Origin of the sequence: Halarchaeum nitratireducens, assembly GCF_014647155.1 — an archaeon.
In the GTDB taxonomy this organism is placed as follows: domain Archaea; phylum Halobacteriota; class Halobacteria; order Halobacteriales; family Halobacteriaceae; genus Halarchaeum; species Halarchaeum nitratireducens.
In genome coordinates, this window is the sequence record NZ_BMOQ01000006.1 from 153400 (window position 1) to 169346 (window position 15947).

The 15947-nt window shown below is 64.8% G+C and carries 13 protein-coding genes and 1 pseudogene; 6 read left to right on the top strand and 8 right to left on the bottom strand.

Translation table 11 applies throughout. The features are described 5' to 3' along the window. Nucleotides 1-76: 76 nt before the first annotated feature. On the bottom strand, nt 77-1828 hold the full coding sequence (locus IEX91_RS11590; RefSeq protein ID WP_188879135.1) for a TCP-1/cpn60 chaperonin family protein: 1752 nt from the start codon (nt 1826-1828) through the stop codon (nt 77-79). Nucleotides 1829-1939: 111 nt separating this feature from the next. Here IEX91_RS11590 and IEX91_RS11595 point away from each other — a divergent pair, with 111 nt between their 5' ends. Both IEX91_RS11595 and IEX91_RS11600 read left to right on the top strand, forming a co-directional pair. Continuing rightward, nucleotides 1940-2788: an ABC transporter permease gene (locus IEX91_RS11595; protein ID WP_188879136.1), complete on the top strand. Its 849-nt coding sequence runs from the start codon at nt 1940-1942 to the stop codon at nt 2786-2788. Between the two features lie 100 nt (nt 2789-2888). Continuing rightward, on the top strand, nt 2889-4127 hold the full coding sequence (locus IEX91_RS11600) for a Zn-dependent hydrolase (RefSeq protein WP_188879137.1): 1239 nt from the start codon (nt 2889-2891) through the stop codon (nt 4125-4127). Nucleotides 4128-4178: 51 nt separating this feature from the next. Here IEX91_RS11600 and IEX91_RS11605 read toward each other — a convergent pair whose 3' ends face one another. Then, entirely contained in the window at nt 4179-5558 is a 1380-nt protein-coding gene (locus tag IEX91_RS11605) for a dihydroorotase (protein ID WP_188879138.1), read from the bottom strand. 411 nt (nt 5559-5969) lie between these two features. Between IEX91_RS11605 and IEX91_RS11610 the strand changes: the two genes are divergently transcribed. Then, nucleotides 5970-7313: an acetyl-CoA carboxylase biotin carboxylase subunit gene (locus IEX91_RS11610; protein ID WP_188879139.1), complete on the top strand. Its 1344-nt coding sequence runs from the start codon at nt 5970-5972 to the stop codon at nt 7311-7313. Nucleotides 7314-7317: 4 nt separating this feature from the next. Here IEX91_RS11610 and IEX91_RS11615 read toward each other — a convergent pair whose 3' ends face one another. The 5 genes from IEX91_RS11615 to IEX91_RS11635 form a co-directional block, all read right to left on the bottom strand. Next, entirely contained in the window at nt 7318-8079 is a 762-nt protein-coding gene (locus IEX91_RS11615) for a LamB/YcsF family protein (RefSeq protein ID WP_188879140.1), read from the bottom strand. 90 nt (nt 8080-8169) lie between these two features. Then, nucleotides 8170-8412, bottom strand: coding sequence for an acetyl-CoA carboxylase (locus IEX91_RS11620; RefSeq protein ID WP_188879142.1), 243 nt, complete (start codon nt 8410-8412; stop codon nt 8170-8172). Nucleotides 8413-8486: 74 nt separating this feature from the next. Beyond that, nucleotides 8487-9452: a 5-oxoprolinase subunit C family protein gene (locus IEX91_RS11625; RefSeq protein ID WP_188879144.1), complete on the bottom strand. Its 966-nt coding sequence runs from the start codon at nt 9450-9452 to the stop codon at nt 8487-8489. Next, entirely contained in the window at nt 9449-10351 is a 903-nt protein-coding gene (locus IEX91_RS11630) for a 5-oxoprolinase subunit B family protein (RefSeq protein ID WP_188879145.1), read from the bottom strand. Before IEX91_RS11630 ends, IEX91_RS11625 begins: the two co-directional genes overlap by 4 nt. 167 nt (nt 10352-10518) lie before the next feature. Next, nucleotides 10519-11982, bottom strand: coding sequence for a CoA-acylating methylmalonate-semialdehyde dehydrogenase (locus tag IEX91_RS11635; protein WP_229772856.1), 1464 nt, complete (start codon nt 11980-11982; stop codon nt 10519-10521). A 177-nt stretch (nt 11983-12159) separates the two neighbouring features. On the opposite strand from IEX91_RS11635, the gene IEX91_RS11640 reads away from it, so the two are divergent. Beyond that, nucleotides 12160-13482 carry an aminotransferase family protein gene (locus IEX91_RS11640; RefSeq protein ID WP_229772857.1) on the top strand — a complete coding sequence of 441 codons (1323 nt, stop codon included), beginning with the start codon at nt 12160-12162 and terminating at the stop codon, nt 13480-13482. 584 nt (nt 13483-14066) lie between these two features. Here the strand turns inward: IEX91_RS11640 and IEX91_RS11645 are convergent. Then, a complete protein-coding gene (locus IEX91_RS11645) occupies nt 14067-14762 on the bottom strand; it encodes an IS5/IS1182 family transposase (RefSeq protein WP_188879148.1) in 696 nt (231 codons plus the stop codon). A 95-nt stretch (nt 14763-14857) separates the two neighbouring features. Between IEX91_RS11645 and IEX91_RS11650 the strand changes: the two genes are divergently transcribed. Both IEX91_RS11650 and IEX91_RS11655 read left to right on the top strand, forming a co-directional pair. Next, a complete protein-coding gene (locus IEX91_RS11650; protein WP_188879149.1) occupies nt 14858-15376 on the top strand; it encodes an Lrp/AsnC family transcriptional regulator in 519 nt (172 codons plus the stop codon). A gap of 147 nt (nt 15377-15523) precedes the next feature. Next, a pseudogene (locus IEX91_RS11655) lies at nt 15524-15940 on the top strand (DUF3830 family protein). The last annotated feature ends 7 nt before the right edge of the window (nt 15941-15947 follow it).

Sequence of the window (15947 nt, forward strand, 5' to 3'; positions counted from 1 at the left end):
TCGACGCACGATTCCGTGAACTCGTTCCGGCGTCACGGGAGCGGAGCAATCGGAGACGGCGGTGAGCCGCGTGTGCTCACGCGTCCGTGAGGGAGTCCATGTGCTGTTCTGCGGCCTCGTCGTAGATGGCGTCCCCGGGGTCGGGCGCGTCCTCGTCCACCTCGGCGTCGATGGCATCGTCGACGCGGAGGATGAGCGACGAGACCGCGGTCGCCGTCCGGTAGCTCTCCGTGCGCCGCGTGACGGGATCGAGGACGCCGGCCTTGGCGGTGTCGCCGATCTCCGCGGCCGGGAGAACGAACCCCTGCCACGGGTCCGTCCGGTTCGCGGCGCGCAGGTCCGCCACCGTCTCGACCGGGTCGACACCGGCGTTGCGCGCGAGCGTGAACGGGAGCCGTTCGAGCGCGTCGGCGAACGCGGTCGTGGCGAGTGCGGCCCGCGATCCGTCGGCGCGTGCGGCGTCCCGGACGGCGGCGGCGGCGTGCGCTTCGGCCGCACCGCCACCGGGAACGACGCCGGGGTGCGAACCGCGTTCGCCGCGCGCGAGCGCGACCGCGGCGGCGGCCTGTCGAATCGACGTCGCCGCACGCTCGCCGAGATCGGCCGGGACGCCCTGCACGAGGACGCAGACGGAGTCCGGGGTCGCACAGTCCTCGAAGACGGTCATGCGGCGGGGGCGCGCGCGTGACTCGGCGCGCTCGATGCGGCGTTCCGCGACGACGCCGGCGTGGCCGAGGTCGTCGGCGGAGACGTCGTGGAGGTCCTTGACGACGGTCGCACCGGTCGCGCGCGCGACGTGCGAGAGCTTGAGGCGGTTGACGGCGCGGATGCCGACGACGTCGTGTTCGGCGAGGCGTTCGAGGAAGCCGTCGTCGATACCGAGTTCGGCGACGACGACGTCGACGCCGGCGCCGTGGATGGTCTCCCAGACGTCCGTGCGCCACGCGTCGAAGACCGCGTCGAGGTCGGCAACGTCGGTCTCCTCGTCGACGCTGGCGGTGTAGTCGTCCGGGAGGTCGGGCGTCCGGAGGCCACCGCGGTCGTGGCCGCCGAGGACGAGCACGGAGGCGTCCTCGACGCGGTCGGGCATCGAGTCGAGGACGCGCGCGCTCCGATCGAGGACGGTCCCGCGGACGAGGCGCGAGTCACCGAGGGAACCGTCGCGGATCGTGCGGACGGGGAGCGTCTTCGCGGTCGGATAGCCGACGCGTCCAGCGGCGTCACAGGCCAGCTTTGCCCACGTCTCGGCGAGTCCGCCGACGTCGTTTCCGGTCATGGCCGTGCGTGCGACGGACCGTGCGGCGGCGTCGGGATCGTCGAAGTCGTCGAGCGGGCGGGCGAGGTCGGCGAGCGCCTCGGTCGCCACGTCGTTCGCGCGCCGGTATCCGCGGATCAGGTCGATCGGATGAACGCCGTCATCGACGAGCGATTCGGCCTCGCGCAGGAGAGCGGCGGCCAACGAGACGCTGGTAGTGACACCGTCGAAGACGTCCTCGCCCTCGACGTCGGTGTCACCGGGCCGTTCGGGGCCGACCATCCGGCGGACGACCGGCGCGACGGGGTGTTCGAGCGGGAGCGATTCGAGGATCGTCGCGCCGTCGCTGGTCGTGACGTAGTCGTCGACGGCGACCTGCCCCGGAGCGGGGTCTTGGCGCGATTCGAGAGCGTTGATCACGAGCTTGTCGCGGGACGCGGGCCCGTAGGTGGTGTCGAGCACGTCGGCGATGGCGCGGACCGCGACGACGTTCGCGTGTGGGAAGATCGGTGGGTCGACCCGCACGTCCTCGGCGTCGCTCTGACGTCCGGCGATTTCGGTCGGCGGAGACATCTACGGGATACACTCTGTCGCACGGGTAAAAGCCTATTCCCGAGAGCGGGACAAAATATCCGATACGACCACCGGTACGTTTATAGTATATTCTCATGTAACACAGTCTGAATGGCTACGAGTCAACAGTCGTCCAGTAAATATGGTAATAATACGACGGTAGTGTCGCAGTGGATTCAACGGATCCACATCGGAACGGTACTGAAGGTATACGCGTTCCTCATCGGAGTGTACGTCTTCCTCCCGCTCCTCTCGGTCATCGGGTTCTCGTTCAACTCCGGAGGGTTGACGTTCCCGTTCTTGGAGTTCACGACGCGGTGGTACACGGAGCTGTTGAACAGCCCGGAGATGATCGCCGCCATCGTCCGATCGCTCCAGCTCGCGCTCGTCGTGACCGTTATCACGACCGTCATCAGCACCGCGACGGCGCTCGCCTACCGGCGCGACTTCTGGGGGCAGAAAGCCCTCCTCTACGTGCTCCTCGTCGGTATCATCACTCCGGGAATCACGTACGGCGTCGGGGCGACGCTCCTGTTCAATCAGACGCTCGGGCTCTCGAAACAACTCTGGCTCGCCGTCCCCGTTCACGTCGTCTGGACGGTCCCGTTCGCGGTCATCGTGCTCCTCGCCGGCTTCCCGCCGCACCTCGCGCAGAACGAGCGCGCCGCGAAGATGATGGGCGCGAGTCGCCTCACCCGTTTCCGCGAGGTGACGCTCCCGCAAATCATGCCGACCGTGCTCGGGGCGGCCGTCTTCGCCTTCACTCTCTCGTACAACGAGGCGACCCGCGGGCTCTTGCTCATCGGGCAGGATATGACCATGCCGATCCGCATCTTCTCCATCGCGTCCTCACGGCGCGCGACGCCGGAGCTCTTCGCACTCGGGAGTCTCACGACCATCGTGTCCGTCCTGCTTCTCGTCGGCGCGGGCGCGCTCGTCGTCTACGGCTCGAAGCGCTAAGTACAGATGATCGTCTGCGGTTCTTCGCGCTATTCCAATCACGTGAGCGTGTTTTTCCGACGCAAACATTCATGTGGTCACTTATCGACAGAGCGTACGTATGAGTTTCACCCTCGATAGGGATCGACTAGTCGAGACGATGCGGGAGCAGGCGGACATCGGTGGCACGGAGAACGGCGGCCTCCATCGCCTCGCGCTCTCCGATGCCGACAAGGCGGTCCGGGACTGGTTCGACGAACGCCTCACGGAACTCGGCCTCGACGTTCGGGTCGACGAGTTCGGCAACATGTTCGCGCGCCGCGAGGGCGCCGACCCGGACGCGGATCCGCTCCTGCTCGGCTCGCACCTCGACTCACAACCGTACGGTGGCATTTACGACGGCGCGCTCGGCGTCGTCGCGGCCATGGAGTTCGTCCACGAGCTCGAAGCGCGCGACATCGAAACCGAACGCCCGGTCGAGGTCGTGAACTGGACGAACGAGGAGGGGTCGCGCTTCCAGCCCGCGATGCAGGGAAGCGGCGTCTGGGCCGGCGAACTCGACCTCGAAGAGGAGTACGCGAAGACCGGCGCGGACGGTAATACGGTCGAGGAGGAACTCGAACGCATCGGCTACAAAGGCGACGAACCGGCGGCGCCGCGAGGCGACTACGACGCCTACCTCGAACTGCACATAGAGCAGGGGCCGTTCCTCGAGGAGAACGACAGCGACGTCGGCGTCGTCACCGGTATCGTCGGCTTCACCTGGGGTGCGACGACGTACTACGGCGAGGCCGACCACACCGGATCGACACCGATGCAGTATCGCTCGGACGCGCTCGTCGCCGCGGCAGACGTCGTGACACAGGTCCGTCGGATCCCGAGCACGCTCGGCGACCGGACGGTCGGGACGGTCGGTTCGATCGAGGCGGAGCCGGACTCGATCAACATCATCCCCGGCGAGGTGACGTTCACGTGGGGGTTCCGCGATCCGAAACGCGAGGTCATCGACGAGGCGAAAGAGCGCGTCCTCGACGAGATCGATGCCGCGGCCGAACGCGAGGGCGTCGACTACGAGTGGGAAGAGCGCATGGACGTCGATCCCGTGCATTTCGCCGAGCGCTGTACGAGCGCGGTCGCCGACGCGGCCGACGCGCTCGGCTACGACGCGATGGAGGTGTTCAGCGGCGCCGGCCACGACGCGACGTACGCGAATCAGGTCTGCGATACCGCGATGGTGTTCGCCGTGAGCGAGGGCGGAAAGAGCCACACCGAGGAGGAGTACACGAGCTGGGACGACTGTTACGCGGCCGCGAACACGTACGCGCGCGCCGCCCTGACGCTCGCGGGACGAGCGAACTGAAAACGAACGAAGCGGTGCGCTTTCGCGGCGAACCGGGACGCGGCGATCGTGTCAGGGCGACCAGTCAGGGATGTCGCGTTCGAGGAAGGCACCGTGGCCGGGATCGCCGACGACGTCGCCGTCGTCGGCGACGAGTTCACCGCGGACGTAGGTCCGTTTCACGCGGCCGGTGACTTCGCGGCCCTCGTAGATGGAGAAGTCGGCGACCGACTCGTTGTCGTCGGCGGTGATCGTGTACGACTCCTCGGGATCGAAGACGACGATATCGGCGTCCGTACCGGGATCGAGGGTCCCCTTCCCGGACAGCCCGAACGTCTCCGCCGGTCGGGTGCACATCGCGCGGACGAGGAATGGGTAGGAGAAGCCGCGTTCGTTGATGGCCTCGTCATGGAAGACCGGGAGACTGGTCTGGAGGGCGTTCGCGCCGAAGGTGCTGTCCCACCAGTTCTCGACGGTCTTGCTTTCGAGCGTGTAGCCGCAGTGATCGGTGGAGACGACGTCGATCGTGGCCTCGGAGAGGTGCTCGAACATCGCCTCGATATCGTCGGGCGTGCGGATGGGCGGGGCGATCATGGCCTGGTTCCCGACTTCCTCGTAGACGGTGTCGTCGAGGGTCGTGTAGTGCGTGCACGTCTCCGTACGGACCATGCTCCCGTCGTCGCGGAACGCCGCGAGCACCTCGGCGGACTTCCGACAGGAGGTGTGGACGCCGTAGTACTTCGCGCCGGCCTCGGTGGCCATTCGAACGGCGTCCTCGGCGGCCATCGCTTCCGCATAGTCCGGCCGGGATTGCGGGTAGTCCTCGGGGTCGCCGCGCCCAGCTTCCCGGAAGCGCTCGGTGAGCATCTGACAGACGGAATCGTCCTCGGTGTGGACGGCGGCGACCGCGTCGAGCTCCGCGAGCCGTTCCAGAACGCGCTGCATGAAGCCGTTCTGGAGTCCGTGGTCGTACGTGCTGAACATCTTGATCGAGGTGACGCCGTCCGCGACGACGTCATCGAGGTCGTCGAGCACCGCTGGGTCGTCCGCCGTGATCGCGCCGTGGAGCGAGAAGTCGATGAGCGCGTCCTCGCCCCGTTCCTTCGCGGCGTCGATCGCCTCCGGAAGCGTGTCATCGCCGTCGATGACGCCCATCTCCCCCGCCCAGCGCTGGAAGGCGAACCCGATCAGAGTGGTCGTGCCGCCGACGGCGGCGGCGCGCGATGCGGTCTCGTAGCTATCGGCGGAGAAGGGGTCGTCGACGTGGACGTGCGGGTCGACGATCCCGGGAAGGACGAGTCGGCCGGTCGCGTCAACGACGTCGTCGGCGTCCGGGAACGAGTCCCGTTCTCCGACAGCGTGGATCTTCTCGCCATCGATGGCGACGTCGGCATCGTAGGTGCCGTTCGCCGTCACGACAGTGCCACCTCGAATAACGGTATCGATTGTCACAACCATTCGGTTGCACCGCGAGTAGATAAAAATTCGGTGAGGTATGATGAATTTGAGTCTGTATACAACGCATATATCGAGGTATAGTGGCTGTATAGGCAGTAGAGTGGGACGGTCGTATCTGCCCCGATCGCCGCGCCAGTAAGTATTCAGTGTTTGTCCCGGAATGACTACGTATCGAAGAACAATGATCTACGCTCTGCTCACTCACTGAACGTGTTTCTGACTTTTTCGGGTTTACAGATACATAGTTGCATCTGATCCTATTACGTCCTTATGGATTTTATTACACCGATATTGCCGTAAACCATTCGGGTCGTCGGCAGGCCGTCGGGGCTCAGCCGAGCGACGTAGACGCGGCCAATCGGTCGGCGGGGGATTTATCTACTGACCCGACGAGTCTCCGGTACTGTGTTCGATACGGTGTTGATCGCGAACCGCGGCGAAGTCGCAGTGCGCGTCATGCAGGCGTGTGGGGAACTGGGGATCGAGACGGCGGCCGTGTACAGCGACGCGGACGAGAACGCCAAACACGTTCGGTTCGCCGACGAGGCGTATCACGTCGGCGCGTCGAAAGCGAAGGCGAGCTATCTCGATCAAGACGCCCTCCTCGACGCCGCTCGGGACGCCGACGCCGACGCCATCCACCCGGGTTACGGCTTCCTCGCGGAGAACGTCTCCTTCGCGGCCAACGTGGAGGACAGCGAGTTCGTCTGGATCGGTCCACCGAGCGACGTGATGGCCGATTTCGGCGAGAAGACGACGGCGCGTGCGATCATGGCGGACGCCGATGTCCCGGTTGTTCCGGGAACGGCAGAGCCCGTCGACGACGCCGACGCGGTGCGCGCGTTCGGTGAGGAGCACGGCTACCCCGTCGCGATCAAGGCCGACGGTGGCGGCGGTGGACGCGGCTTCCGTGTCGTCCACGGACCCGACGAGGCGGCCTCGCAGTTCGACGACGCGGTCCGCGAGGCGGACGCGTATTTCGACAACCCGAACGTCTACCTCGAACGGTTTCTGGAGGACCCGAAACACATCGAGGTGCAGATCATCGCGGACGAACACGGGAACGTCCGCCACCTCGGGGAGCGCGACTGCAGTATTCAACGCCGACAGCAGAAACTCGTCGAGGAGTCCCCCTCACCCGTTCTCGACGAAGCGACCCGTGAGCGACTGTGCGCGGCCGCCTGTCGTGGGGCCGCCGCCGCCGGCTACGTCAACGCCGGGACCGTCGAGTTCCTCTACGAGGGCGGCGAGATCTACTTCATCGAGACGAACGCCCGGATTCAGGTCGAACACCCCGTCTCGGAGAGCAGGACGGGTATCGACCTCGTCAAGTGGCAACTCCGCGTCGCGGCCGGCGAAGAACTCGACTTCGCGCAGGCCGACGTCGATCCGCGTGGGACGGCGATGGAGTTTCGCATCAACGCCGAGGACCCGTCGAACGACTTCACGCCGCTCCCCGGGACGCTCTCGACGTACCGGCCGCCGCGCGGTATCGGCGTCCGCGTCGACGACGGCGTCGACGAGGGCGACGCAATCGCGCCGTTCTATGACTCCATGTTCGCCAAGGTCGTCGTCTCCGGGACCGACCGCGAGGAGGTGCTGGCGCGCGCCCGCCGCGTGCTCACGGAGATCGAGATCGAGGGCGTGCCGACGACCGTCCCGTTCCACCGTGAGCTCCTCGAAGACGAGACGTTCATCGAGAACGAACACACGACCAAATACGTCGACCGGGCGTACGGCGGCGACTGAGCGCTCAGGCGATCTCGTCGAGGGACGCGAGCTCGATGTCGTGTTCCTCGATGCGGGCGTGGATCGCGCGGAGCAACTCGACGGCCTCCGGGTTGTCGCCGTGGATGCAGATGCTCTCCGCGGGCACGTCGATCTCCTCGCCGTTCGCGGTCTCCACGACGCCGTCGGTAGCGATGGAGACGAAGCGGTCGGCGACGAGTTCGGGGTCCTTGTCCGCGACGGACTGCTCGACGATGAGCGAGCGATCCGCTCGGTAGTCGATATCGACGTACCCCTCGAAGACCGCGCGGAGCCCCTCGACATCCCGTGCGACCTCGTAGATGTGCATGTCGGTCGCGAGGTAGATGAGGTCCTCGTCGACGTCGAGGATCCCCTCCATCGCGGCGCGCGCGTGCTCCGAACTCTCCGAGAGCATCGAATACATCGCTCCGTGTGGCTTGACGTGCTGGAGTCGCACGCCGCGCTGGCGGGCGAACGCGTCGAGCGCACCGAGCTGGTAGGTGACGTAGTCACGGACTTCCGCGGGCGTCGCGTCCATCCGCCGGCGTCCGAACCCCATCTTGTCCGGCAGTCCGGGATGGACGCCGATGCCGACGTCGTGATCGGTGGCCATCTCGACGGTGTCGCGCATCACGTGCGGGTCGCCCGCGTGGTAGCCGGCGGCGATGTTCGCCGACGTAATGTACGGCATCACGTCCTCGTCGCGCCCCATCCGCCAGTTCCCGAAGCTCTCGCCCATGTCACAGTTTATGTCAATTTGTACCATGTCGTGTGGTTACGGACGGCCTCGCATATAGCTTGGGTCGCGAAGGTGGCAGGCGTCGCGCCGCGTGACGGACGGCGGACGCCCCGGCCGTCACTCCAGTTCGACCAGCGGCTGGTCGGCCGTGATTTCGTCCTCGTTCTCCACGAGGAACGCCGCGACGGTTCCGGCGTGATCGGCTTCGATTTCGTGGAAGTTCTTCATCACTTCGACGAGGCCAACGGGGTCGCCTACGTCGACGCTGTCACCGACCTCGACGAACGGTGGGTCCTCGGGGTCGGGGCGACGGTAGAAGACGCCCGGCATCGGTGCGTTGATGGTCGTTTTCTCGGACATGCGTGGGCTATCTCTCGAATTTCGTGCCGGTCATATATCCTTTCGGGTGTCCTCGACGGCGCTCCGGAGACCGCTCACTCGACGGCGGCGCGCGCCGCATCGAGTCGCTCGGCTCTCGTCTCGCGTGCGTCGAGCGCGGTATCGACGTCGACCTCCTCGAAGTAGACCGAATCGTGCGTCTGGCGCTGGGCGAGGCGCTCACGGTCAGCGCTGATGACCGTCCCGACGGTCGCGTAGCCGCCGCCCGTGACCGCGTCCTGCATGAGGACGATCGGTTTCTGCGGGACCTGAATCGACCCGACCGGATAGCCGAGGTCGACGACGTTCGACGGATCCGTCCCCGCACCGAAGGGCTGATCGCGCTCCTCGAACTCGACGTCCGGCCCGTCGAGTCGGTAGCCGACGCGGTCGGCCTCGGGGGTGACGGTCCACTCGGCGGAGCAGAGTTCCGCACGGCTCTCGGCGGTCAGTCGGTGATCGTTCATTCCGAGGACGACGCGAACGGTCTCCTCGTCGGCGTATTCGGGGACGTACTCGTCGGGCACCGTCGCGCCGACGGCCGGACGCTCTGTCGGTGTCGCCCCGACCGGCAGTTCGTCGCCCGCTTCGAGTCCACGACCCTCGTGGCCGCCGATTCCGACGAGCGTGTACGTCGAGCGACTGTCCATCACTTCGGGGACGTCGAGACCGCCGGCCACGGCGAGATACGCGCGCGCGCCGCTCGTCGCGAACCCCATATCGAGTTCGTCGCCGGCCTCGACGGCCACGCTCTCCCAAGTGCCGATCGGTTCGCCCTCGATCGTCGGGGACATATTGGCCCCCGTGACCGCGATGACCGCGTCCTCGGTGAACGTCGCCGTGATCCCCTGGTACGTCATCTCTATCGTCGCCGCGCTCTCCTCGTTGCCGACGAGGTGGTTCGCGAGCGCGTGCGCGTAGGAATCCATCGCCCCCGAAGGGGGCACGCCGATGTGGTAGTGGCCGGTCCGCCCGTCGTCCTGTACCGTGCTCGCCACGCCGCCGGCTTCGATCTCGATCATGCGACCGCCTCCAAGAGCTGCGCGTTATACTCGTTCGGTGCCTCGAAGAACTCCTCGGGTGAGAACGTCACGTCGGCCATATCGTACTCGTACGTTCCGGCTTCGACCTCGTCTCGAATCGCGTCGTATTCGTCCCGGTCGATCCGCCGGTAGTTGATGATGTCGCCCGGGTTCGGAAGCACCATCGAGTCCTCGAAGGCGGGCAGTTCCTGATCGACGTCGAGCACCTCGACCGGCGTGCGCCCGTAGAGCTGGTAGCCCCCGGCGCCCGCGACGGGGTAGACGACGGAGAACGCGCCGCCGAAGCCGACGGCGCGGCTCGGCGTCGCGGTTCGCGGCTCGACGTATTTCGGGACCTCCAGCTGGCGTTCGCGGGGCACCATCTGGAAGCACCACGGGAGACCCGGGACGAACCCGACCATCGTCACCATGTGCGGGGCGCCGACGAAGGCGTCGATGAACGACTCGACGTCGTCGTAGCCGTTGAGCTCCGCCGAATATTCGAGGTCGGTCGCGTCCGGGTCCTGGTGGCGGTCCCGGAAGTCCATCAACGTCTCGTGCGTCCATGGGTCCTCGAAGAGGACGGGAACGTCGATAACGCGGGACTCCCACGCGTATTCCGCGACGTCGATCGACGCTTCGATGTCCTTCAGCTCGGCGATGACATCGTCGGGATGGACGACGTCGGGGTCGATCCGGAGCATGTACGATGCGTTCCCCGGGCAGTTCTCGACGACACCGTCGATGTCGCGCTCGGCGACCCGCTGGGTGATCGCCATCGCTTTGAAATTGGCGGTGAAGCTCATCTCCTCCGCGAGATCGACGAACACGTGATCGTCCCCGCCGTACTCGTATCGTGGATCGGGGAGATCGACCGGTGTGATCCGTTCGCTTGCCATGCTATGAGGTAGCAACGTCGGTTCGGTATGTATAGATATGGGTCGGGCCCCGAACCGTTCGGAGGCGAGGCGGTCGATACCGGGTCACGACCGCGGGCCGGTCGATGCGCATGCCCGTTTGAGGGGACGGGGAGTACCGGGATCGCCGTCATCCACGTCCGACGTGGTTACGCGTCCGGCCAGCGCTCGATGTACACCGTCTCGTCCGTGTAGAAGCGAACGACGTCCTCGGACTGCGCGTGCAGGTCGCCGAAGAACGAGTCCTTCTGGCCGCCGAAGTGGAAGAACGCCATCGGTGCGGCCGTACCCGCGTTGACCGCGAGATTGCCCGCCTCCGCGCGGTGACGGAACGTGCGCGCGTCAGCCCCGCTGTCGGTGAAGAGGCTGGCCGCGTTCCCGAAGTCGGACTCGTTGAGGACGTCGATGGCCGCGTCGACATCGGGGGCGGGCATGAGGCCGAGGACGGGGCCGAAGATCTCCTCACGCGCGATGGACATGTCCGGCGTCACGTCGCGGAAGACGCAGGGGCCGAGGAAGTTGCCGTCCTCGTAGCCCGCGACCTCGACGTCGCGGCCATCGGCGACGAGTTCCGCGCCCTCGTCGATCCCCGCTTCGACGTAGTCACGGACGCGCCGCTCGTGTTCGGCCGTGATGAGCGCGCCGATGGTCGTCTCCTCGTCGAGGCCGTCGCCGACGACTTGCGCCTCGGCCTCCGCGACGACGCGATCGACGAACTCCTCGTAGACCGATTCCTCGACGAGGACGACGTCGTTGGCGAGACAGCGCTCGCCCCCGCACGCGAACGCCGAGGAGACCGTCTTCTCGGCCGCGAACGCCAAGTCCGCCGACTCGGCGACGATAACGTGGTTCTTCGCACCGCCCTGCGCCTGGACGCGCTTCCCGTTCGCTGCGGCCTTCTCGTAGATGGTCTCCGCGACGGGCGTGCTCCCGACGAAGGAGACGCCCTCGATGCCGTCGTGTTCGAGGACGGCGTTCACGGTGTCGGCGCCGCCGTGGACGAGGTTGACGACGCCGTCCGGAAAGCCGGCCTCGTCGACGAGTTCGAAGAGCTTCACGGCGGTGAGCGGATCGCGCTCGCTCGGCTTCAGGATGAAGGCGTTACCGGAGGCGACGGCGTACGGGAGGAACCAGAGCGGGATCATCCCGGGGAAGTTGAACGGCGTGATCGCGGCGAACACCCCGAGGGGCTGACGGACCGCGGTCTCGTCGATGTCCGGGGCGGCGTTCGAAACGTGGCCGGCCTGCATGAGCCGCGGCATCCCGCAGGCGACCTCAACGTTCTCGATGCCGCGGCGGAGTTCGCCCTTCGCCTCAGCGAACGTCTTCCCGTGTTCTTCGACCAGCGTCTCCGCGATGTCGTCGAGGTTCGCCTCGAGGAGTTCCTTGAACCTGAAGAGTGGCTGGATTCGCTCCTCGACGGGTGCCGCCCGCCACGTCTCGAACGCCGCCTGCCCCGCGGCGACGGTCTCGTCGACGTCGTCCGCGGAGCTGAACGCGACGTGTGAGAGGGGGTCCCCCGTCGCCGGGTTCAGGACGTCTTGACTCTCGTCACCGGTTGGCTCGGTCCACTCGCCGTTCACGTAGTTCCGGACCGCGTCGTAATCGCTCACGGCACTGTGTGACGACCCCACCGATATAAGCGTTCCGAGAATCTGAACAATGTATGGATAGTATGGCGTTTTCAAAATTTTCTTTGCCCGATGATCGGATAGAGCAGAGTATTGTATTCCTACACTCCGTATCGGTAGAAAGTTTAATGTTGTCATGATGGAGAGATGGAGACACCGATGTCGGATAGACGAGCGCTCAACGATATCGAACAGCTCGACAAGAGACACGTGTTCGGAACGTGGGCATATCAGAGTCAGGTCCAGCCGCGTCAGATCACCGAGAGCGACGGGGTCCGCTTCACCGACGCGAGCGGACACGAGTTCCTCGATTTTTCCGGCCAGCTCATGTGTTCGAATCTCGGTCACTCGGCATCGGGCGTCGCGGACGCGATCGCCGAGCAGGCCGCCGAGGGCGCGTACTTCGCCCCCGGATTCACGACGGAGGTGCGCGCGAAGCTCGGCGCGAAGCTCGCAGAGGTCACTCCGGGTGATCTCTCGAAGACCTTCTTTTCGACCAGCGGGACGGAGGCCGTCGAGGCCGCCATCAAGATCGCGAAGTTCTACACCGGGAAGGACAAGATCGTCTCGCGCTACCGCTCCTACCACGGCGCGACCGCCGGATCGATCAGCGTCACGGGCGATCCGAGGCGTCTCGCCGCCGAGCCCGGCGTTCCGGGGGCGATAAAGGCACCCGACCCGTACGCGTACGGATCGACGCTCGATCCGATGCAGAGCCTCGACTACATCGACGAGATGCTGATGCTCGAGGGCGACACCGTCGCGGCGGTGCTCGTCGAGCCCATCGTCGGCTCGAACGGCATCCTCGTGCCGCCCGACGAGTACCTCCCGCGGCTCAAGGAGATCGCACACGAGCACGGCGCACTGCTCATCTGCGACGAGGTCATGGCCGGCTTCGGCCGTACCGGCGAGTGGTTCGGCTGCGACGTCTTCGACGTCACGCCCGACATCATGACGATGGCGAAGGGGCTCACGGGCGCCTACCAGCCCCTCGGCGCGACCATCGTCACCCCGGAGATCGCCGACTACTTCGAGGACACCATGCTCACGCACGGGCACACGTACGCCGGCCACCCCGTGGCGTGCGCGGCCGGCCTCGCGGCTATCGAGACTTACCAGGAAGAGGGGCTCATCGAGCGCGCCGGTGCGATCGGTGACTACCTCGAAGCACGAATCGATGACCTCGCCGAGGCCCACCCGAGCGTGGGTGACACGCGTGGTGTCGGGCTCTTCCGCGGGATCGAGCTGACGCGAGATGCGGAGCGGCGCGTTCCGTTCGGTGACCGTGAGGACAAGCTCTCGAAGGACTCGAACGTCGTCGACGAGGTGGCCGACGCCGCCTTCGCGGAGGGAACGTACGTGGCGAACATGATCAACACCCTCATCGTCGCGCCCCCGCTCACGATAACCGAGGACGAGATCGACGAGGCGATTACCGCCCTCGACGTCGCACTCGATATCTCCGACGACGCGATGGACTGATCTCTCGACAGATCCATGTACGCCCGTTCAGTTAATTCCTGTACTACCGGCCTACATTTAGAATGGCGAGGCTGTGTTGAAATCCTATTGGTTCGACACCTTTCCAGCTGAAACAGCCGTTAGTTAGAATTGCGCATCTCATAGTATTCATCCCCACCCCTTGCAGAGGAATCGCGTATCACGGGGGGGGACGTTCTGCTGGGACGCACTGAAGCATTGTTTTGTATCTCGAGTAGAAATACGTCGCTCATGGTCCCCAATATCAGCGAAGTGTTATTCAACGAGCCACAAGGCCGTCGAATCGGACTTTTCCAGTTCGGCCTGTCGCTTACCTTCTTGTGTATGTTCGCGTATGCCTGGAGTGTCGGCGACGCTGGCGAAACCCGATGGTTACTATTTATGATCGTCGGAACTGCGCTGTCGGGAATCGCCGAATCTCTCCCAGAGACCCAGCTACAGGCGGTAGGCGTACTCCGTTTTACGGCGGGTCTCGTATTGCTGTGCGTCGTCGCTGCCCCGTTCCTCGGTCTCGGATTTATTATCGGAGGATAACCGCTGGTGTTGACGTTCTCTATATCTAATGTTCAGAGTGCCTTGTCGATGTTGTGAGTGAGACAGACGACAACGAGTTCCCGGAACTGCTTCCACCAGTGACGTGAATGGACGAATGCGCCGTATTTCCGTTTGAGGCGAGAGTTCACCGTTTCGTTCTGACTGCGCTGACCGTAGAGATCGGCATCCAACCGAGCATTCCACGCTTCGTGAAGAGACGAGAACTCGCGGTGCTTGATAAGCGGACGTGTCGTCGTTACGTGTACGTCGAAAATCGCGTTTGACCTTGTGTCCACGAGGAGCGTGACTTTCAACTGCTGAATCGTCAACTTCGTTCGCTTCATGTAGTGCTTCGAGGCGTGACTTCGGTCGAACACAGCGGCATCGATCTCGACGACACCGTTAGTCGGAAGAAGCGTGACTGAGAGATTGAGAAGAACCCGCCAAACAGCCATGTCAAGGCGGTTGAACGCCTTACACAACGTCGAAGGAGACGGAATTTCCTGAAGATTGAGGGCGCTCCGAACCCGAGGCATCTCAATAAGTTCGTCAAGGAGCGTCCTGTACGTCGTATTCTTCCGCACCTTGAGACAGAGGAGGACGATGTGTTGATGAAGTGTGTATCGCCGTTTCGAGAATTTCGATGAGTAGCGAGCGACAGTTCGCTGAGCCAAGTGATATGCTCGCTCAACAAACCGGAGTAACTGTGACTTCGGGAGGGCTTCCATCCGGTCAGACTACCGGACGAACCTGTAACCCTCTGAGGATTTCAACAGAGCCAATGGCGACGGAATTATAAGTAGAATGAGTGAGACGGAGGGGTGTGTCCAAACAGACGACGGGTGACGTCGATCTCGACGAGACGGATCTCGAACTCCTCGAGTACATCGAATCCGACTTCGACGTGAGCCTCGAGACGCTCTCCGATCACCTCGAGTTATCGAAGTCCGCGATCCACTATCGACTCAATAAGCTTCGGGAGGACGGCGTCGTCACCGGAACGACCGCCGACCTCGACCCGCTCGCCTTCGGTCTCGACATGGTCGCGCTCACGCAGGTGACGGTCGTCCACGAGAGCGGCTACTCGGATGCCTTGGGAGCGCGGCTCAGCGCGGTCAGCGGAGTCGAGCAAGTCTACTATACGATGGGAGACGTCGATTTCGTGCTCGTGGTTCGCGTACAGGACCGCGAGCAGATGAACGACGTCATCGAGGAAGTCATCGCCATCGACGGCGTCAATCAGACGTCCTCGCGCTTCGTTATGGACGAGATCCGCGGCGACGAGGGAACCGTCGAGAATCTCCGCGAAGACGCACTCGAGGCTCTACGGGGTGGGGACTGAACGGCGGCCGCGGCGTCGAGACGCGTGGCCCCTTCGAACTGAGTCAGGCTGGACGGCGCCGGACGGGGAGACGGACACGACACGAGACGGGTGCGGACGCGATCGCGAAACGCGCGACGATCACAGAGCTCCGAGACACCACACATCATGCTAGAGATCGAAATCGACGACACGACGTTCACGGCCGAACTGCACGAGGACGACGCCCCGGCGTCCGTCGCCGCGGTCCGGGAGTTCCTCCCCCTCGAATCGGAGTTGATGCACGTCCGTTGGAGCGGAATCGCGACGTGAATCAACATCGACGAGATCGATCTGCCCGAAGTCCCCCGGGAGAATCACACCGTCTACCCGTCGCGGGGCGACCTCCTGCTGTATCCGGGATATCGGAACGAACAGGAGATCCTCGTCCCCTGCGGGCCGACCTGTTTCAAGAGCCCGGCCGGGGAACTCGCCGGAAACCACTTCGCGTCCGTGGACGCGAGTGCCGAGGAGCTCAAGGCGATCGAGGAACGGACGCTGCGCGACGGCGTCCTCGGTGTGACGGTCCGGGAGAGAGACGAATAACGACGGC